Origin of the sequence: Ideonella alba (assembly GCF_018069845.1) — a bacterium.
In the GTDB taxonomy this organism is placed as follows: Bacteria; Pseudomonadota; Gammaproteobacteria; order Burkholderiales; family Burkholderiaceae_C; genus Ideonella; species Ideonella alba.
On the sequence record NZ_JAGQDD010000019.1, the window covers coordinates 35,457 to 54,526 of the forward strand.

Annotated in this window: 17 protein-coding genes, 2 tRNA genes and 2 rRNA genes; 4 read left to right on the forward strand and 17 right to left on the reverse strand. The window is 65.8% G+C overall.

Features of this window, described 5'->3' with window-relative positions; all coding sequences use genetic code 11:
• Positions 1–14: 14 nt before the first annotated feature.
• The 5 genes from KAK03_RS19865 to ptsP form a co-directional block, all read right to left on the reverse strand.
• Positions 15–2,888 (reverse strand): 23S ribosomal RNA (locus KAK03_RS19865).
• A 311-nt stretch (positions 2,889–3,199) separates the two neighbouring features.
• Positions 3,200–3,275 (reverse strand) — tRNA-Ala (locus KAK03_RS19870).
• Positions 3,276–3,296: 21 nt separating this feature from the next.
• Positions 3,297–3,373: transfer RNA gene (locus KAK03_RS19875), tRNA-Ile, on the reverse strand.
• A 162-nt stretch (positions 3,374–3,535) separates the two neighbouring features.
• Positions 3,536–5,064, reverse strand: a 16S ribosomal RNA gene (locus KAK03_RS19880).
• Together the 16S and 23S rRNA genes with 2 tRNA genes alongside form the textbook arrangement of a ribosomal RNA operon.
• 403 nt (positions 5,065–5,467) lie before the next feature.
• Positions 5,468–7,237 (reverse strand): phosphoenolpyruvate--protein phosphotransferase, encoded by a 1,770-nt coding sequence (gene ptsP / locus KAK03_RS19885; RefSeq protein ID WP_210856447.1) that lies wholly within the window; start codon positions 7,235–7,237, stop codon positions 5,468–5,470.
• 131 nt (positions 7,238–7,368) lie between these two features.
• Here ptsP and KAK03_RS19890 point away from each other — a divergent pair, with 131 nt between their 5' ends.
• Complete coding sequence (locus KAK03_RS19890; RefSeq protein ID WP_210856448.1) at positions 7,369–8,214, forward strand: GNAT family N-acetyltransferase; 846 nt, start codon at positions 7,369–7,371, stop codon at positions 8,212–8,214.
• 25 nt (positions 8,215–8,239) lie between these two features.
• Here KAK03_RS19890 and KAK03_RS19895 read toward each other — a convergent pair whose 3' ends face one another.
• Positions 8,240–8,509, reverse strand: a complete 270-nt coding sequence (locus KAK03_RS19895; RefSeq protein WP_210856449.1) for an HPr family phosphocarrier protein — start codon at positions 8,507–8,509, stop codon at positions 8,240–8,242.
• Positions 8,478–8,924, reverse strand: a complete 447-nt coding sequence (locus tag KAK03_RS19900) for a PTS sugar transporter subunit IIA (RefSeq protein ID WP_210856450.1) — start codon at positions 8,922–8,924, stop codon at positions 8,478–8,480. Before KAK03_RS19900 ends, KAK03_RS19895 begins: the two co-directional genes overlap by 32 nt.
• 250 nt (positions 8,925–9,174) lie before the next feature.
• Here KAK03_RS19900 and KAK03_RS19905 point away from each other — a divergent pair, with 250 nt between their 5' ends.
• Positions 9,175–10,299: a hypothetical protein gene (locus KAK03_RS19905; protein ID WP_247661303.1), complete on the forward strand. Its 1,125-nt coding sequence runs from the start codon at positions 9,175–9,177 to the stop codon at positions 10,297–10,299.
• A 33-nt stretch (positions 10,300–10,332) separates the two neighbouring features.
• On the opposite strand, the gene KAK03_RS19910 is transcribed toward KAK03_RS19905, so the two are convergent.
• Entirely contained in the window at positions 10,333–11,013 is a 681-nt protein-coding gene (locus KAK03_RS19910; RefSeq protein ID WP_210856452.1) for a DUF4197 domain-containing protein, read from the reverse strand.
• Between the two features lie 13 nt (positions 11,014–11,026).
• Here KAK03_RS19910 and KAK03_RS19915 point away from each other — a divergent pair, with 13 nt between their 5' ends.
• A complete protein-coding gene (locus tag KAK03_RS19915) occupies positions 11,027–11,536 on the forward strand; it encodes a peroxiredoxin family protein (protein ID WP_210856453.1) in 510 nt (169 codons plus the stop codon).
• Here the strand turns inward: KAK03_RS19915 and lipA are convergent, their stop codons facing one another.
• Both lipA and lipB read right to left on the reverse strand, forming a co-directional pair.
• A complete protein-coding gene (lipA, locus tag KAK03_RS19920; protein ID WP_210856454.1) occupies positions 11,537–12,523 on the reverse strand; it encodes a lipoyl synthase in 987 nt (328 codons plus the stop codon). It abuts the gene before it with no gap.
• Between the two features lie 33 nt (positions 12,524–12,556).
• On the reverse strand, positions 12,557–13,219 hold the full coding sequence (gene lipB / locus KAK03_RS19925; RefSeq protein ID WP_210856501.1) for a lipoyl(octanoyl) transferase LipB: 663 nt from the start codon (positions 13,217–13,219) through the stop codon (positions 12,557–12,559).
• A gap of 104 nt (positions 13,220–13,323) precedes the next feature.
• Between lipB and KAK03_RS19930 the strand changes: the two genes are divergently transcribed.
• Positions 13,324–13,989: a tetratricopeptide repeat protein gene (locus KAK03_RS19930; RefSeq protein WP_210856455.1), complete on the forward strand. Its 666-nt coding sequence runs from the start codon at positions 13,324–13,326 to the stop codon at positions 13,987–13,989.
• Here the strand turns inward: KAK03_RS19930 and KAK03_RS19935 are convergent.
• The 7 genes from KAK03_RS19935 to KAK03_RS19965 form a co-directional block, all read right to left on the reverse strand.
• Complete coding sequence (locus KAK03_RS19935) at positions 13,973–14,248, reverse strand: DUF493 family protein (protein WP_210856456.1); 276 nt, start codon at positions 14,246–14,248, stop codon at positions 13,973–13,975. The genes KAK03_RS19930 and KAK03_RS19935 overlap by 17 nt on opposite strands.
• Positions 14,249–14,258: 10 nt before the next feature.
• Complete coding sequence (locus KAK03_RS19940; RefSeq protein WP_210856457.1) at positions 14,259–15,152, reverse strand: D-amino acid aminotransferase; 894 nt, start codon at positions 15,150–15,152, stop codon at positions 14,259–14,261.
• Between the two features lie 61 nt (positions 15,153–15,213).
• Complete coding sequence (locus KAK03_RS19945) at positions 15,214–16,371, reverse strand: D-alanyl-D-alanine carboxypeptidase family protein (RefSeq protein WP_210856458.1); 1,158 nt, start codon at positions 16,369–16,371, stop codon at positions 15,214–15,216.
• Between the two features lie 66 nt (positions 16,372–16,437).
• Entirely contained in the window at positions 16,438–17,052 is a 615-nt protein-coding gene (locus tag KAK03_RS19950; protein ID WP_210856459.1) for an alpha/beta hydrolase, read from the reverse strand.
• On the reverse strand, positions 17,052–17,378 hold the full coding sequence (locus tag KAK03_RS19955; RefSeq protein ID WP_210856460.1) for a (2Fe-2S) ferredoxin domain-containing protein: 327 nt from the start codon (positions 17,376–17,378) through the stop codon (positions 17,052–17,054). Before KAK03_RS19955 ends, KAK03_RS19950 begins: the two co-directional genes overlap by 1 nt.
• A 25-nt stretch (positions 17,379–17,403) precedes the next feature.
• Entirely contained in the window at positions 17,404–18,516 is a 1,113-nt protein-coding gene (locus KAK03_RS19960; RefSeq protein WP_210856461.1) for a VanZ family protein, read from the reverse strand.
• A gap of 16 nt (positions 18,517–18,532) precedes the next feature.
• Positions 18,533–18,964 carry a CopD family protein gene (locus tag KAK03_RS19965; RefSeq protein ID WP_210856462.1) on the reverse strand — a complete coding sequence of 144 codons (432 nt, stop codon included), beginning with the start codon at positions 18,962–18,964 and terminating at the stop codon, positions 18,533–18,535.
• Between the last annotated feature and the right edge of the window lie 106 nt (positions 18,965–19,070).

Sequence of the window (19,070 nt, forward strand, 5' to 3'; positions counted from 1 at the left end):
TACATCAAAGTTATAGGGTCAAGCCTCACGAGCAATTAGTACTGGTTAGCTTAACGCATTACTGCGCTTCCACACCCAGCCTATCAACGTCCTGGTCTCGAACGACTCTTCAGGGGGCTCAAGGCCCCGGCAAGACTCATCTTGAGACGAGTTTCCCGCTTAGATGCTTTCAGCGGTTATCTCTTCCGCACTTAGCTACTCGGCAATGCCATTGGCATGACAACCGATACACCAGCGGTGCGTCCACTCCGGTCCTCTCGTACTAGGAGCAGGCTCTCTCAATCTTGCAGCGCCCACGGAAGATAGGGACCAAACTGTCTCACGACGTTTTAAACCCAGCTCACGTACCTCTTTAAATGGCGAACAGCCATACCCTTGGGACCGGCTACAGCCCCAGGATGAGATGAGCCGACATCGAGGTGCCAAACACCGCCGTCGATATGAACTCTTGGGCGGTATCAGCCTGTTATCCCCAGAGTACCTTTTATCCGTTGAGCGATGGCCCTTCCATACAGAACCACCGGATCACTTTGTCCTACTTTCGTACCTGCTCGACTTGTCAGTCTCGCAGTCAAGCACGCTTATGCCAATGCACTATCAGCACGATTTCCGACCGTGCCTAGCGTACCTTCGAACTCCTCCGTTACGCTTTGGGAGGAGACCGCCCCAGTCAAACTGCCCACCATACACTGTCCCCAACCCGGATAACGGGTCAAGGTTAGAACCTCAAACACACCAGGGTGGTATTTCAACGTCGGCTCCACCTGATCTAGCGACCAGGTTTCAAAGCCTCCCACCTATCCTACACAGATCTGTTCAAAGTCCAATGTAAAGCTACAGTAAAGGTTCATGGGGTCTTTCCGTCTTTCCGCGGGGAGATTGCATCATCACAAACATTTCAACTTCGCTGAGTCTCTGGAGGAGACAGTGTGGCCATCGTTACGCCATTCGTGCAGGTCGGAACTTACCCGACAAGGAATTTCGCTACCTTAGGACCGTTATAGTTACGGCCGCCGTTTACTGGGACTTCAATCAAGAGCTTGCACCCCATCATTTAATCTTCCAGCACCGGGCAGGCGTCACACCCTATACGTCGACTTTCGTCTTTGCAGAGTGCTGTGTTTTTAATAAACAGTCGCAGCCACCGATTCTCTGCGGCCTCATTGGGCTTCGTTTGTACAACTTCACCTACTAAAGGCACACCTTCTTCCGAAGTTACGGTGTCAATTTGCCGAGTTCCTTCTCCAGAGTTCTCTCAAGCGCCTGAGAATACTCATCACGCGCACCAGTGTCGGTTTGCGGTACGGTCGTCTATAGCTGAAGCTTAGTGGCTTTTCCTGGAAGCAGGGTATCACTCACTTCGTCTGCAAGCAGACTCGTTATCACACCTCATCTAAGACCCCCGGATTTGCCTAAGGGCCACGACTACATGCTTGAACCGGGACATCCAACACCCGGCTGAGCTAACCTTCTCCGTCCCCACATCGCACTATAGATCGGTACAGGAATATTGACCTGTTTCCCATCAGCTACGCATCTCTGCCTCGCCTTAGGGGCCGACTCACCCTACGCCGATGAACGTTGCGTAGGAAACCTTGCGCTTACGGCGAGGGGGCTTTTCACCCCCTTTAACGCTACTCATGTCAGCATTCGCACTTCTGATACCTCCAGCAAACCTCACGGTTCACCTTCGCAGGCTTACAGAACGCTCTCCTACCGCGCATCTTGCGATGCACCCGCAGCTTCGGTAACTGGCTTAGCCCCGTTACATCTTCCGCGCAGGACGACTCGATCAGTGAGCTATTACGCTTTCTTTAAATGGTGGCTGCTTCTAAGCCAACATCCTGACTGTTTTAGCCTTCCCACTTCGTTTCCCACTTAGCCAATTTTGGGGACCTTAGCTGGCGGTCTGGGTTGTTTCCCTCTTGTGTCCGGACGTTAGCACCCGGTGCACTGTCTCCCAAGCTGTACTCATCGGTATTCGGAGTTTGCATAGGTTTGGTAAGTCGCCATGACCCCCTAGCCTAAACAGTGCTCTACCCCCGATGGTAATACTTGAGGCACTACCTAAATAGTTTTCGGAGAGAACCAGCTATCTCCAGGTTTGTTTAGCCTTTCACCCCTATCCACAGCTCATCCGCTAGTTTTGCAACACTAGTCGGTTCGGACCTCCAGTGCGTGTTACCGCACCTTCATCCTGGCCATGGATAGATCACCTGGTTTCGGGTCTACACCCAGCGACTAGACGCCCTATTCGGACTCGATTTCTCTTCGGCTACCCTATTCGGTTAACCTCGCCACTGAATGTAAGTCGCTGACCCATTATACAAAAGGTACGCCGTCACCCCTAAGGGCTCCGACTTTTTGTATGCATGCGGTTTCAGGATCTATTTCACTCCCCTCCCGGGGTTCTTTTCGCCTTTCCCTCACGGTACTAGTTCGCTATCGGTCGATTACGAGTATTTAGCCTTGGAGGATGGTCCCCCCATCTTCAGACAGGATTTCACGTGTCCCGCCCTACTTGTCGTGCACCTAGTTCCACCACCGATTTTTCTCATACGGGGCTATCACCCGCTATGGCCGGACTTTCCAGACCGTTCTGATAAATCGATGGCTAAAGAGCACAGGCTGTTCCGATTTCGCTCGCCACTACTTTCGGAATCTCGGTTGATGTCTATTCCTCGAGCTACTGAGATGTTTCAGTTCACCCGGTTCGCCTCGCATGACTATGTATTCATCATGCGATACCCCTAAGGGTGGGTTTCCCCATTCGGAAATCTCCGGATCAAAGCTTATTTGCCAGCTCCCCGAAGCTTATCGCAGGCTATCACGTCCTTCGTCGCCTGTAATCGCCAAGGCATCCACCACATGCACTTAGTCACTTGACCCTATAACTTTGACGTCGCTGATAAGACGTCGGGCACAAGGACCGGATCAACTCATCAACGCTAGATGAGCTGATATTTGAGTATTCGCGTTATGCCGTTCTACAACTCGATATCTCGAGCTGAAGTCTGGTGACGCAATCATATGTTGCCGACGGCACGGTGCTGACCAGGCCTTTACCCCCGATCGAGCTTTCCGTCGACAACGCTGATTCGACTCTTTGAATTGTTAAAGAACAACAGCCATCTTTCGATGACAAACCAAAAATCCCAGAAGAATCTTTGGCTTGCACCGAACAGCGCGAGTGAGACGTTGGTGGAGGATGACGGGATCGAACCGACGACCCCCTGCTTGCAAAGCAGGTGCTCTCCCAGCTGAGCTAATCCCCCAACACCCTTACCAGGCATCGTTGGTGGGTCTGGTTGGATTCGAACCAACGACCCCCGCCTTATCAAGACGGTGCTCTAACCGACTGAGCTACAGACCCACGCATCCTTAAAGTGCGCAAGCCTGGCTCCAAGCGCTGCTCCTGGCTTGCTAGACATACCCTACCAAGGCCATCTCTCAACGCTCACCAGGCTCACGCTCACTCACTGTTGTGTTTCACAGCCGATAAGTGTGGGTGCAAGAATTTGAGTGCTTTTTCCAGAAAGGAGGTGATCCAGCCGCACCTTCCGATACGGCTACCTTGTTACGACTTCACCCCAGTCACGAACCCTGCCGTGGTAATCGCCCTCCTTGCGGTTAGGCTAACTACTTCTGGCAGAACCCGCTCCCATGGTGTGACGGGCGGTGTGTACAAGACCCGGGAACGTATTCACCGCGACATGCTGATCCGCGATTACTAGCGATTCCGACTTCACGCAGTCGAGTTGCAGACTGCGATCCGGACTACGACCGGTTTTCTGGGATTGGCTCCCCCTCGCGGGTTGGCAGCCCTCTGTACCGGCCATTGTATGACGTGTGTAGCCCTACCCATAAGGGCCATGAGGACCTGACGTCATCCCCACCTTCCTCCGGTTTGTCACCGGCAGTCTCATTAGAGTGCCCTTTCGTAGCAACTAATGACAAGGGTTGCGCTCGTTGCGGGACTTAACCCAACATCTCACGACACGAGCTGACGACGGCCATGCAGCACCTGTGTGCAGGTTCTCTTTCGAGCACTCCCAAATCTCTTCAGGATTCCTGCCATGTCAAGGGTAGGTAAGGTTTTTCGCGTTGCATCGAATTAAACCACATCATCCACCGCTTGTGCGGGTCCCCGTCAATTCCTTTGAGTTTCAACCTTGCGGCCGTACTCCCCAGGCGGTCAACTTCACGCGTTAGCTACGTTACTGAGAAGGAACCTTCCCAACAACCAGTTGACATCGTTTAGGGCGTGGACTACCAGGGTATCTAATCCTGTTTGCTCCCCACGCTTTCGTGCATGAGCGTCAGTGCAGGCCCAGGGGATTGCCTTCGCCATCGGTGTTCCTCCGCATATCTACGCATTTCACTGCTACACGCGGAATTCCATCCCCCTCTGCCGCACTCAAGCCTTGCAGTCACAAAGGCAGTTCCCAGGTTGAGCCCGGGGATTTCACCTCTGTCTTACAAAACCGCCTGCGCACGCTTTACGCCCAGTAATTCCGATTAACGCTTGCACCCTACGTATTACCGCGGCTGCTGGCACGTAGTTAGCCGGTGCTTATTCTTCAGGTACCGTCATCCTCCCGAGGTATTAACCCAGAAGATTTCTTCCCTGACAAAAGCGGTTTACAACCCGAAGGCCTTCTTCCCGCACGCGGCATGGCTGGATCAGGCTTGCGCCCATTGTCCAAAATTCCCCACTGCTGCCTCCCGTAGGAGTCTGGGCCGTGTCTCAGTCCCAGTGTGGCTGGTCGTCCTCTCAGACCAGCTACAGATCGTCGGCTTGGTAGGCCTTTACCCCACCAACTACCTAATCTGACATCGGCCGCTCCAATAGCGAGAGGTCTTGCGATCCCCCCCTTTCACCCGTAGGTCGTATGCGGTATTAATCCGGCTTTCGCCGGGCTATCCCCCACTACTGGGCACGTTCCGATGCATTACTCACCCGTTCGCCACTCGTCGCCAGGTTGCCCCGCGTTACCGTTCGACTTGCATGTGTAAGGCATGCCGCCAGCGTTCAATCTGAGCCAGGATCAAACTCTATAGTTCGATCTTGAATTTGCTCAAAGAATTGAAGTGAACTTCACTTCCATGAGCGTTTAAAGGTCTTTCAACCTCGAGCCTTTCGACTCTTGGCACTCGCCTTCAAACACCCACGCTTATCGGCTGTTAACTGTTAAAGAACATTGCCTTGCGGCGTTTGCCGATCAGTCATCAGCAAAGAAGCGAGATTCTGTCATGAAGAAATAACCTTGTCAAGTGCTTGGTCTTTCTTCCCGACTGCCTGCTGTCGTCGCGCTCCTTGCGGTTGGCGCCGTCAGCGGGTATCGCTTCTTCTTCGCCGCACATCAGTGCTGTGCAGCGAAGCCCTCGACTGTAGCACAGCTTTTTTCCAGCTTGCAAGCCTTGTTCGCTGTGAACTGCAAAAAAGGCGTTGGCGCGGCGCGCCGGCTCAGCGGGCGGCCGACGTCGCCAGCCACTGGGCGCAGGCGTCCTGCGGCTGCTCGTGCGCCAGGACCTGCGGCAGCCGCGTCTGCAGCAGGCGGGCATCGGCCCGCAGGACCCGCTGCTTGATCGAGGCGATCTGCGCCGGGTGCATCGAGAAGCTGGTCAGGCCCATGGCCAGCAGCAGCTCGGTGAAGGCCGGGTCACCGGCCATCTCGCCGCACACCGACACCGCCTTGCCGTGCGCCCGGGCCTGGGCGATGGTGCTGGCGATGAGCTGCAGCACCGCCGGGTGCCAGGGGTCATACAGGTGAGACACCGCCTCATCGGCGCGGTCAATCGCCAGCGTGTACTGGATCAGGTCGTTGGTGCCGATCGAGACGAAGTCGAAGTGGCGCAGGAGCGACGGCAGGATCAGCGCGGCAGCCGGCACCTCGATCATCGCGCCCAGCTCCACCTGGGAGTAGGGCTGTCCCTGCGCGTCCAGCTGCTGCTGCGCCACTGACAGCGCCTCGCGCACGCGCAGGGCTTCCTGGGGGTGGGCGACCATGGGGATCAGCAGGCGCACCTTGCCGTGCGCGCTGGCGCGCAGGATGGCGCGCAGCTGGGCGCCGAACATCTCGGGCTCCGCCAGGCTCCAGCGGATCGCCCGCAGGCCCAGGGCCGGGTTGGTCTGGTGCTCGGTCGAATGGGCCGACATCCGGTCCAGCGGCTTGTCGGCACCGATGTCGATCGTGCGGATCGTCACCGGCAGGCCATTCATCGCCTCGACCACCGCACGGTAGGCGCGGTACTGCTCTTCCTCGTCCGGCAGGTGGCCGCCACGGTTCATGAACAGGAACTCGCTGCGGAACAGGCCCACGCCCACTGCGCCAGCAGCGATGGCGGCCGGCGCATCGGCAGGCAGCTCGATGTTGGCCAGCAGCTCGATGTTGACGCCGTCCAGCGTGACCGAGGGCTTGTGGCGCAGCCGGTCCAGCCGGGCACGCTCCAGTTCGCCCTGGCGCTGGCGGAAGCGGTATTCCTCCAGCACGATCGGCGACGGGTCGACGATCAGCACGCCCTCGTCGCCGTCGATGATGACCCAGTCGTCCTGGCGCACCAGTCGGCTGCCCTCGCGCGTGCCGACCACCGCCGGGATGTCCATGCTGCGCGCCACGATCGCGGTGTGCGAGGTCCGCCCGCCCACGTCGGTGACGAAGCCGGTGAAGACACTGCGCTTGAACTGGATCATGTCGGCCGGCGCGATGTCGTTGGCCACCAGCACCAGCGGATCCTCGCCGCCGAAGTCGCGCGTACCCAGGCTGCCCACCGGCGCGTCGTCGTCCTCGCGGGCCGAGCGCGACATGGCCTTGAGCATGCGCTCGACCACCTGCTCCAGGTCGGCCTTGCGCTCGCGCAGGTAGTCGTCCTCCATCTCGTCGAACTGCCGCGCCAGCACCTCCAGCTGCGCCGACATCGCCCACTCCGCGTTGTAGTGGCGCTCAGTGATCCACTGCTTGGTGGCGTCGGCCAGCATCTCGTCGTGCAGCAGCATCAGGTGCACGTCCAGCAGCGCCACCAGCTCGGCATGGGCCTCCTCCGGCACCTCCTGCTTGAGGGCGATCAGCTCCGCCGCCACTTCATCGCGGGCACGGCGCAGGCGGGCGACTTCAGCCTCGACCTGCGAAGCGTCAATGAAGTAGTGCGCCACGTCGACACGGCTGGACGCCACCAGCACCGCCCGGCCGATGGCCACACCGCGCGAGACGGGCAGGCCGAAGATCTGGATGCTCATGCCGTGGGACTGTAGCAGCGCCACTGCCCGGCACAGCCCGGGTTTCACCACCTGTCACCGCTTCGTCAACAGACCGTCAACGTCGCGACACCGGCGCTCGCCACGATGCGAGGCAACCACGGAGAAGCCCGATGAAGGAACTGCCCTCGCCCACGCAGCCGCTGATGCAATTGCTCGAATCGCCGCTGAGGCGCCGCCCGCCGGTGGCGCCGGCGCAGCCGCGACGCGCCCTGGAAGAGCCGGTGCTGGAGGTGGTCTGGGCGCGGCATCAGGACGAGGTCCTGGCCGCCCAGCGCCTGCGCTGGCGCGTGTTCGTGGACGAGATGGGCGCCAGCCTGCCGCCGACGCCGCACCTGGGCGCGGACCACGACATCGACCGCTTCGACGAGCACTGCGAGCACCTGCTGGTGCGCCTGCCTGGCACGGAAGGTCGCCCGGCGGAGGTGATCGGCACCTACCGCGTGCTCACCCCGGCCGCGGCGCTGCGGGCCGGCGGTCTGTACAGCGACAGCGAATTCGACCTCGCCCCCCTGCAGGCCTGGCGACCGCGCCTGGTGGAGCTGGGCCGCTCCTGCGTCCATCCCGAGCACCGCAGCGGGGCCGTGATCATGGCGCTGTGGGCCGAGCTGGCGGCGTTCATGGAGCGCAACCGCCTGGAGGCGATGATCGGCTGCGCCAGCGTCACGATGAACGACGGGGGTCACCATGCCGCCAGCCTCTGGACGCGTCTGCAGGCGCAGTACCTGTCCGAGCCCGCCTTCCGGCTGACGCCCCGCCTGCCCCTGCCGGTGGAGCAGCTCGACACCACGCTGGACGCCGAGCCCCCCGCGCTGCTCAAGGGCTACCTGCGCTGCGGGGCGCGCATCCTGGGCGCGCCCGCCTGGGACCCCGACTTCAACACCGCCGACCTGCCGGTGATGCTGCAGCTCGCCGACCTGCCCGCGCGCTACCGGCGCCACTTCCTGCGCGCCGGCTGAGACAGCCGCCGAAGCAGCCGGGGCCTCAGCTGCCCTCGCCGAACTTGTCGTTGACCAGCGCCTGGATCGCGTCCAGCGCCTGCTGCTCGTCGGGGCCGCTGGTCTCCAGTTCCACCTCGGCGCCCTGACCGGCCGCCAGCATCATGACGCCCATGATGCTCTTGGCGTTCACGCGGCGGCCGTTGCGGGTCATGAAGACGTCGCACTGGAAACCGCCCGCCAGCTTGGTGAGCTTGGCCGAGGCCCGCGCATGCAGGCCGAGCTTATTGCTGATGGTGAGCGTGACTTGCTGCATAGGCGGGCGAGAGGTCCTGTGACTGGGTCTGGGGCCGGTGCGAGGACACCGGCATCACGCCCTGGCCGCCGCCGGACAGGGCGCGCGCCACCAGCGTGTCCAGTGCCTCGTTGCGGTAGGCCATGGCGCGCCAGAGCATTGGCACGTTGACGCCGGCCACCACCCGCTGCGTGACGCCATCGGCCACGCGGGCCGCGGTGTTGCAGGGCGTGGCGCCGAAGACATCGGTGAGGATCAGGGTCGGCTGCCCGGGCGGCAGCAGCGGGCGCAGCGCCGCCTCGACCTCGGTGTCCGACCAGCCGGCCGGCACGTCCAGCGCCGATACCTGGTCCAGGTGCTCGGCAAAGACGTGCGCCGCCACCGAGCGCAAGGCCGAGGCAAGCGGGGCGTGGGCCAGGAGCAGCAGCTGGGGCATGGAGGCAGGGTAACCGGTGGTTGGGGCCATTCTAGGGGTCCGGCGTGCCCCCAAGGGCAGGGATGGACGGCTCGGCCGCCACCGGCGAGCATGCACACCTCCCGAGCCCCCCGCCCGTTGCGGACGACCCCGCCAGACCGGACGCCGGCGCTCCCTGCCCAATCTGTGTCACCATCCGGCCTGCCCGCAGGACGGAGGGTGCCTCTGTCCGGAGCGGCCCATGAACGCCCCTGATCGACTGCCCCACCCCATGTCTGCCGACCGCCTGCCCCAGGAAGCCCCCCGGCCGTCCGACGACCCGTACTGGCGTGAGCTGATCAGCCAGATCGGCAGCGACATCGGCCAGTCCCTCACCAGCGCCCTGGAGCGCGTGACCGCCCTGGCCACCACCGGCAAGATCGACCGCGCCGGCCTGAAGGCCCTGCGCGACGAGATCGACCGCGCCCGCCGTGCCGGCATGATCGGGCAGCAGATGGCGCGCTACGCCTCGGGCCGCATCCGCCAGGTGCCCGAGCAGCTCAGCCTGACCACGCTGATGCGCGAGATCCTGGTCCAGCGCGGCCGCGAGGCCTCGGCCCGCAACCTGCAGATCCGCCAGTCGCTGCGGCCGGTGGACGTGATCGCCGATGCCACGCTGCTGCACGCGCTGGCCCAGGCGGTGATGGACTGGTCGCTCGAACTCAGCCGCAGCACGCTGGAGCTGCGCGTCGAGCTGAAGTCCTGGCCGGCCCATGCGCTGCTGGTCTGCCGCTTCGACCACGTCAGCGAACACGCCGTTCCCGAGGAGGTGGTGGCCCGCACCGACCACGTCGCCTTGCTCGACACCATGAGCTGGCGCCTGGTGCAGCAGATCGCCCGCACGCTGCAGCTGGGCGTGGACCGTGTAGATGGCCCGCGTGACTGCGTGCTGACCATCGAGTTCCCGCGCACCGTCAGCGACCAGCTCGAAGGCGTCAGCGCGGTCGAGATCGACCCCGGCTTCGCCGCCTCCGAGAACTCCAAACCACTGGCGGGCAGCCACGTGCTGGTCGTCGCGGCACGCCGCGACCTGCGCAACGACGTGCGCGAGGCCACGCGCCACATGGGCCTGCTGGTGGACTTCGTCAACTCGGTGGACGAGGCCGAGGAATTCGTGCGCGACGCCCTGCCGCACGCCATCGTCTACGAGTCGGCGCTGGCCGGCGACCGCTTCCAGCGCCTGTGCGAAGGCATCCTGGGCGAGGTGCCGAACTTCGTCTTCATCGAGATCGCCGAGGAAGGCGACGGCTTCCAGCTCAGCAGCGACAACGACCAGCGCCGCGCCAGCGTCGGGCGCAACGCGGTGCAGGAATCGCTGCCGTCGGCGCTGCTCTTCGAGCTGTCGCGCACCGCCTGAACGCCGCCCGCAAGGGCTGCGCGGCGGCGGGCCTCAGCCGCCGAAGACCTTGCGCAGGATGTCGCTGCCGGTGCCCACCGGGTCCTGGCGGATCTTGCGCTCTTCCTCGCCGATGATCAGGTACAGGCCGTCCAGCGCCTTGCGCGTGACGTAGCTCTGCAGGTTGGCATCTTCCTTCTTGACCAGGCCCAGCCCCGAGGCCTTCCCGGCCAGCGCGTTGTACTTGTCGGCCAGCGACACCTGCTCGGTGGCCCGCGTGACGATGGGCAGGAACTTGGTGGTCAAGGGCTGGCGCGTCTTGCCGGCGAAGTAATCGGTCACTGAGGTATCACCGCCGCGGACGATCTTCACGGCGTCCTGCACCGTGATCGCGCGCGCGGCCGAGACCAGCATCTCCTTGGCTTCAGGCACGGCCAGTTCGGCGGCCCGGTTCATCGCCGCCACCAGCGCGTCCACCTTGGCCTGCTGTCCGGTGAACTTGGCCAGCTTGGCGGCGTCTTCCAGCACGCCGGGCAGCGGGATGTGGACCTTGGGATTCTTCATGAAGCCGCCGTCCTGGCCCAGCAGGCCCACCGCCGCCAGGGCGCCGCGCTCCAGCGCGGTCTTCACGCCCATGGACGCATCAGCCTGGCTGAGCAACCCGGCCTGCGCCAGGGGCGCCAGGCCCAGGCCCAGGAAGGCCGCTCCGGCGGCCGTAAACTCTCGACGCTGCATTGCGAGGTCCTCCATGAATCGACGCCACCATCTTGCGCTGTCCGCCCGCTGGCTGGCAACCGCCGCGGTCGCCCCGTGGGCGCTGGCCGCCTGCGCCGGCCGCGAAACGGCGCCGGACTTCGCGTTCACGTTGCTGGGCGGCCGCACCCAGCAGTTCGCCCAGGCCCGCCAGGGCAAGGTCATGCTGGTCAACTTCTGGGCCACCAGCTGCACCACCTGCGTCAAGGAAATGCCGCAGATGGTCGAGACCTTCAACAAATTCAACAGCCAGGGCTACGAGATGCTGGCCGTGGCGATGAACTACGACAACCCGGAGTTCGTGGCCAATTTCGCCCAGAGCCGCCAGCTGCCGTTCGGCGTCACCCACGACCGCGACGGCGCGATCGCCAAGGCCTTCGGCGATGTGCGCCTGACGCCCACCAGCTTCCTGGTCGACAAGTCGGGCGCGGTGGTCAAGAAGTACGTGGGTGAGCCGGATTTCGCCGACTTCCAGCGCCTGATCGGCGAGCTGCTGAAGGCCTGATCAGGCGCCGACGCCGGCCTGCGCCGCCTGCTGGTCGGCGTGGTAGCTCGAGCGCACCAGCGCACCCACGGCGGCGTGGCTGAAGCCCATCTCGCGCGCCTGCGCCTCGAACATCTTGAACGTGTCGGGGTGCACATAGCGCGTCACCGGCAGGTGGTGGCCCGAGGGCGCCAGGTACTGGCCGATGGTCAGCATGTCGATGTCGTGGGCGCGCATGTCGCGCATCACCTCGAGGATTTCCTCGTCGGTCTCGCCCAGGCCGACCATCAGGCCGCTCTTGGTGGGGATGTGCGGGAACAGGGCCTTGAACTTCTTCAGCAGGTTCAGGCTGAAGGCGTAGTCGCTGCCGGGGCGGGCCTGCTTGTACAGGCGCGGCACGGTCTCCAGGTTGTGGTTCATCACATCGGGCGGCGCAGCCTTCAGGATCTCCAGCGCGCGCTCGTCGCGGCCGCGGAAATCGGGCACCAGCACCTCGATGCGGGTGGCGGGCGAATGTTCGCGCACCTGGCGGATGCACTCCACGTAGTGGCCGGCGCCGCCGTCGCGCAGGTCGTCGCGGTCGACGCTGGTGATCACCACGTACTTCAGCTTCAGCGCGGCGATGGTCTTGGCCAGGTTCAGCGGCTCATCCACATCCAGCGGATCGGGACGGCCGTGGCCGACGTCGCAGAAGGGGCAGCGCCGGGTGCACTTGTCACCCATGATCATGAAGGTGGCCGTGCCGTGGCCGAAGCACTCGCCGATGTTCGGGCACGAGGCCTCTTCACAGACCGTGTGCAGCTTGTGCTCGCGCAGGATCTGCTTGATCTCGTAGAAGCGGGTGGTTGGCGAGCCGGCCTTGACGCGGATCCAGTCGGGCTTCTTCAGCACCTCGGCCTGCACCACCTTGATCGGGATGCGCGCGGTCTTGGCCTGGGCCTTCTGCTTGGCGGTGGCGTCGTAGTCGGCGCCGGTCTTGGCTTCGTGGGTGGTCTTGTCGGTGGCCATGGCAAACAGCAGGCGCGTGAGGAGGGAAGAGGATCAGCGGCTCAGGTGGGCCGCAAGGCGCTCGGCCAGCAAGGCGGCGACATCGCGCGGCTCGGCGCGCACGCCCAGTGTAGCGAGGTCGACCGTGCGCAAGCCCGCGTACCCGCAGGGGTTGATGCGCTCGAAGGGCTGCAGGTCCATGGCCACGTTCAGCGACACCCCGTGGTAGGTGCAGTGCCCGGCCACCTTGATGCCCAGCGCAGCGATCTTGCCCAGGCCGGCGAACGGGTCCTGGCTGGGGCCGGCGGGCGCGCCGGCGTGGAAGGGGTCGGCCAGGCGCACGTAGATGCCCGGTGCGCCGCTGACCCGAAAGCCCACCACGCCCAGCGCCTCCAGCGTCTGGATCACCGCGGCCTCCAGGCGGAAGACGTATTCCTTGACGTAGATGCCCAGGCGCTTGAGGTCCACCAGCGGGTAGATCACCACCTGGCCCGGGCCGTGGTAGGTGACCTGGCCGCCGCGGTTGGTCTGCACCACCGGGATGTCGCCGGGCATCAGCAGGTGCTCGGGCTTGCCGGCCACGCCCTGGGTGAAGACCGGCGGGTGCTCGACCAGCCACAGCTCATCCGGCGTGTCGGCCTGGCGCGCCTCGGTGAAGGCGCGCATCGCGTCGAAAGTCTGCGCGTAGGGCACCAGGCCCCAGTCGCGCAGCTGCATCGCGGGCGGTGCGGAGGCGGCGGCGTCGGACATGACCCGATTGTCCCCGACGCCCGCCAGCCGCGCCGCGCGCCGGGTCATCGCTTTCGCGCTATGGTCGCGCCATGCGCCCGCTGATCCTTGCTGTCACCCTGTGCCTGGTGGCCGTGCCGCCCGTGCTGGCCCGTCCCGGCGAGACCGCGCTGCAGCAGGCGCTGAAGGTCTACGCCCAAGGCGACTGGGCGGCCGCCCAGGCCCGCTTCACCACGCTGGCGCGTGCCGGCGTGCCCGCGGCGATGCACGACCTGGCGGTGATGCACCTGCGCGGCGAGGCCCGACCCGCCAGCGTGCGCGAGGCCGAACGCTGGCTGCTGGCCGCCGCCGGCAAGGGTTTCGTCACCTCAATGGCGGCGCTGGGCGAGCTCTATGAATCCGGCCGCCTGGGCGCGCGCGACCTGCCCAAGGCCCTGCAGGCCTGGGAGGCCGCCGGCGAGGCCGGCAGCGTGGAAGCCCAGGTCGCCGCCGGCACCGCGCACTGGATGGGCCGCGGCACGCCGAGCGACGCCGCCGAGGCCGCCCGCTGGTACCGCCGCGCCGCTGCCGCGGGCGATGTAGGCGCGCAGTACATCCTGGCCACGATGTACGAGAAGGGCGACGGCGTGCCGCAGGACCTGCGGCTGGCACGCTACTGGTACGAGGCCGCCGCCCGCCAGGGTGACGAGGCCGCGCCCTGGAAGCTCAAGGCGATGGACGCCGCCGACACCGCGGCGGGTGCTACAGCACCACCTTGACCATCGGGTGCGTGCTCAGCGTGCGGTAGAGCTCATCCAGCTGCTCGCGGCTGGTGGCGGTCACGGTGATCGTCAGGCCCAGGTAGTTGCCGCCCTTGCTGGGGCGGGCCTCCACCGTGGCGGCGTCGAAGCCGGGGTCGAACTGCATCGCCACCGCGACGATGGCTTCGGTGAAGCCCTCGACATGCGCGCCCATCACCTTGATCGGGAAGGCACTGGGGTACTCGATCAGCGATTGCTCGGGCGGGATCTCGGCCACGCGGGGCTCCTCAGATGGATTGCTCGCGCTTGGCGCGCTGGTAGGCCTCAAACAGGCGCGCGTAGACCGGGCCCGGCTTGCCGCGCAGCGCGCCGTGGCCCACCGGCTCGCCGTCGATGCGGGTCACGGCCAGCACCTCCTTGCCGGTGGAGCTGAGCAGCACCTCGTCGGCGGCGCGCAGGTCGGCCTCGCTGAGCGGGCGCAGGTTGAAGGCGATGCCCTCCTCCTCGCACAGCTCGCGCAGCAGGGCCACGCGGATGCCCTCCAGCACATGGCCGTCCATTGGCGGGCCCAGCAGCGCGCCCTCGTGCACGATCCAGGCGTTGCTGGAGGCGCCTTCGGTGAGCCAGGGGCCGCCGGGCTCGCCGTCGCGCAGCAGCAGGGTCTCGGCGGCGCCGGCATCGGCCGACACCTGGCGCGCCATCACATTGCCCAGCAGGGAAATGCTCTTGATGTCGCCGCGCGCCCAGCGCAGGTCGCGTGCGGTGACGCAGGCCACGCCGTGGTGGCGCTGCTCGGCCGGGACCGGGCGCATCGGCTGGCTGAAGAGAAACACCGTGGGCGTCAGGCCCGGCAGCATCACGTGGTCGCGCATCGCCACGCCGCGCGTGACCTGCAGGTAGACGATCTGGTCGTCGGCGGCCTGGGCGTCGATCAGGCGGCGGATGCGCGCCAGCCAGCCATCGCGGTCCAGCGGCGCGGGGATGCGCAGCTTGTCCAGGTTGCGCGCCAGCCGCGCCATGTGCTGGTCGAAGCGGAACAGGCGCCGGCCGTAGACCGGCATCGCCTCGTACACGCCGTCGCCGAACAGGAAGCCGCGGTCCATCACCGACACCTTGGCCTCGGCCAGCGGCTGGATCGTGCCGTTGAGGTCGCACAGGAGATCAGGCAGTGAAGCGGTCATGGCGTCCTCCGTGGCACTCAGGTTACTCCGATTCGATGCTGCGCGGTCCACGCCGGTGGGTTCACTTGATCCACAGCCGCAGGGCGTCCCAGGCCCGGCCCAGCAGCCCGGCCTGCGGCACCTCGTCCTGCACCAGCAGCGGCACGGCCGCCACCGGCGTGCCGCCCACCGTGCTGACCTTCAGCGTGGCCACGCGCTGGCCCTTGGCCAGCGGCGCCACCAGCGGATCGATGCGCTCGACCGCGGTGCGCAGGTGCTCGGCTTCGCCCTTGGGCACGGCCACCACCAGCGCGCCATCGACACCCAGGTCCACGGTGTTGCGCGTGCCCTTCCAGACCGGCACCGTCTGCACCGGCTTGCCGGCCTCGAACAGGCGCACCGCATCAAACGCGGTGTAGCCCCAGTTGAGCAGCTTCTGGCTCTCGTTGGCGCGCGCCTGCATGGAATCGGCGCCCATCACCACCGACAGCAGGCGGCGCTTGCCGCCGGGGAAGTCGCGCTGTGCGGTGGCGATCAGGCAGTAGCCGGCCGCCTCGGTGAAGCCGGTCTTCATGCCATCCACCGACGGGTCGCGCGCCAGCAGCAGATTGCGGTTGGGCTGGCGGATGTTGTTGAAGCTGTAGTCCTTCATCGCGTAGTAGGCCGCATGCCGCTCGGGGAAGTCGCGGATCACATGCTGGGCGATCTCGGCCAGCTCGCGCGCGGTGCTGCGGTGGCCCGCCTCGGTCAGGCCGGTGACGTTCTTGAACGCGGTGTTCTTCAGGCCCCAGGCCTCGGCCTGGCGGTTCATCTGGGCAACGAAGTTCTCCAGCGTGCCCGACACCCCTTCGGCCAGCGCCACCGCGGCGTCGTTGCCCGACTGCACGATCATCCCCTTGAGCAGCTCGTCCACCGTGGGCGTCATCTTGGGGTCGATGAACATCAGCGAGCCGCCGCCCTTGCGCTCGGCCCAGGCGCGTTCGCTGACCGGCAGGCGCTGGTCCAGCGCGATCTTGCGGTCCTTCAGCGCCTGGAACACCACGTAGGCGGTCATCAGCTTGGTCAGCGAGGCCGGCTCGGCCGGCGCATCGGCATTGCGCTCGGCCAGCACCTGGCGGGCGCTCATGTCGAGCAGCAGGTAGCCGCGCGCCGCCACCTCAGGGGGCTGCGGGCTCTGGGCCCGCGCCGCGGATGCGGCCAGCAACAGGGTGGACAGGAGCAGGGACAGCAGTCGTTTCATGGGAATCAGGCAGGAGCGCGGCCTGGCGGCCGCGTCAACAGGAACACACAGCGGAAGCAGCACCGCTCAGCGGTGCCAGGCGTCGGTGACGATGGACTTGAGCAGCGCGAGCTGGCCGTGGAAGAAGTGGCCGACGCCCGGCACCACCACCACCGGCATCGACTGGGGCCGGGCCCATTCGAGGGTGGCGGCCAGCGGCACCACTTCGTCGGACTCGCCGTGGATCACCAGGGTTCCCGGCGCCACCGGTGCCACCTGGAAATTCTGTGTGGCCGGGCCCACCAGCACCAGGCGTTCGACCGGCTGGCTGTCGGCCAGGCGTGCTGCGGCCTGGGAGGCCACATAGGCGCCAAACGAAAAACCCGCCAGCGCCAGCGGCAGGGCCGGGTCGCGCTGCTGGGCGATCACCGCCAGCGCGTCGTCGATCTCGCCGCGGCCCTCGTCCCAGGCGCCTTCGGAGCCGCCGACACCGCGGAAATTGAAGCGCACCGACCGGTAGCCCAGCTGCACGAAGGCGCGGGCCAGCGTCTGGGCCACCTTGTTGTCCATGGTGCCGCCATGCTGCGGGTGCGGGTGGCAGATCACCGCCACGCCGCGTGGCGCGGCGGCCGGGTCGTCGATCGCCAGGGCGATCGCCCCGGCCGGGCCGGCCATCAGCAGCCGGCGGGTGTGGGCGTTCATCAGCGGCCCACCGTGGGCGGCAGTTGCAGCCGCTCGACCGGGCGGCCGTTCTTCAGGTGCGACTCGACGATCTCGTCGATGTCGGCGTTGTCGACGAAGGTGTACCAGACCGCCTCGGGGTAGACCACCGCGACCGGACCGCCGGCACAGCGGTCCAGACAACCCGCCTTGTTCACCCGCACCCCACCCGGCCCGGCCAGGCCGGCCGCCTTGACCGCCTGCTTGCAGTGGTCGAAGGCCGCCTGCGCGCCCTGGTTGGCGCAGCAGTCCTGCCCCGGCTCGCGCTGGTTCAGGCAGAAGAACAGATGGTGCTTGTAGTAGCTCATGGCAGGATTGTAGGCAGTGGCCTGCTCAGTCCTGGGCGGCCAGCCGGTGCAGCAGCCAGCCCAGGGCCAGGTAGGGCCAGAACCAGCCGATCCACTGCGCCAGACCGTGGAAGCGGATGAAGCGGCCCTGCTCCCAGGCCTGCAGGCTGTCGGCGAAGTACGGGTCGGCCGGCACCTGGGCCACCAGCACCACCAGGCCGACCAGCACCACCACGCCCAGGCCGGCGGCCAGGCGCGCGCCCAGCGGCGCCAGCAACAGCAGCAGCACGCCCACCGCCACCATCGCCGGAAACACCTCGGGGCCCAACCAGCCCAGCGCATGGGCCGGGCCGAAGTTCAGCGCCGCCGACAGCGTGGTCGTCGCCAGCCCCAGCGCCACCGCGCCGCCGAACAGCAGCAACCGCCGCCAGCCGGGCGCGGTGACCGCGCAGGCGATCAGGCAGGGCGCGAGCAGGCCCAGCACCATGCCCAGGCCCGAGACCACCGCCACTGGCCGCTCGATGGGCGCCGGCACGTCACTGATCCATTCCAGCGCCTCCTGCGCCCAGTCGACGTCCAGCAGCAGCCCGACCAGACCGTCCTGGATGCGCTCCCAGCCCAGGCCCAGCCCCATCGGGAAGGGCGCCGGAAACAGCAGACCCAGCGGCCAGGCCAGCAGCAGCCCGAGCGGCGCATCGCCGCCGATGAACCAGCGCTGGCGCCAGCTCTGCCAGTGGCCCGGCCAGCCGGTGGCCAGCAGCAGCACCGCGAGCAGCGCCCCCAGCAGGCCGCCGGCGCTGTTCAGGGCCAGGTCCAGCAGCGACGGAAAGCGGCCCGGGATCAGGTGCTGGGCCGTCTCCATCGTGTAGGACAGCGCCGCGCAGGCCAGCGCCGCCTGCAGCACCGTGCCCAGCGTGGCCCTGCCCCGGCCGCGCAGCGCCAGCACCAGCAACGCGCCCAGCGGCGCGTAGCCCAGCAGATTGGCCCAGATGTCGAAGGGCGGTGCCCGGCGCGGCAGCGGCAGGACCAGCAGGTCCAGCAGCGACGACCCCAGCGGCCACTGCCAGCCGGTGAACGGATACAGGCTGGCGTAGACGATCAGGCCGGTCAGGGCCAGGGCCAGCGCGGCCGCCGAGCGGCCATCGGTGCGACGCGCCACCACCCGCCCCGGCCCCTCAGGGCTTGACCACCACCAGCACGACGATGGCGATGAACAGCAGCACCGTCACCTCGTTGAACACGCGGTACCAGCGGTCGCTGCGGCGGTTGGCCAGCGCCTCGAAATCCTTCAGCAGCCGCCGGCAGACCTCCTGGTAGACCAGCACGCCCACCACCAGCAGCAGCTTCAGGTGCATCCAGCCGCTGCCCGGGCCGCGCCCGATGCCGTAGCCCAGCCACAGCACCGTGCCCAGCACGATCGCCGGGATCATCAGGACCATCATGAAGCGCTGCAGCTTGCGCGCCATCAGCAGCAGCCGCTCGCGCTCGGCGTGGCTGTCGTGCGGCACCATGGCCAGATTGACGAAGATCCGCGGCAGGTAGAACAGCCCGGCGAACCAGCTGGCCACGAAGACGATGTGGAAGGCCTTGACCCAGAGGTAGCTCATGCGCCGCATTATCCGGCGGCCCATAAGAAAGAGCCCCGGCCGTGGGCCGGGGCTTGAAAGCCTTGACGCTGTCATCACGTGAAGGCACCTGCTCAGGGAGGAAAAG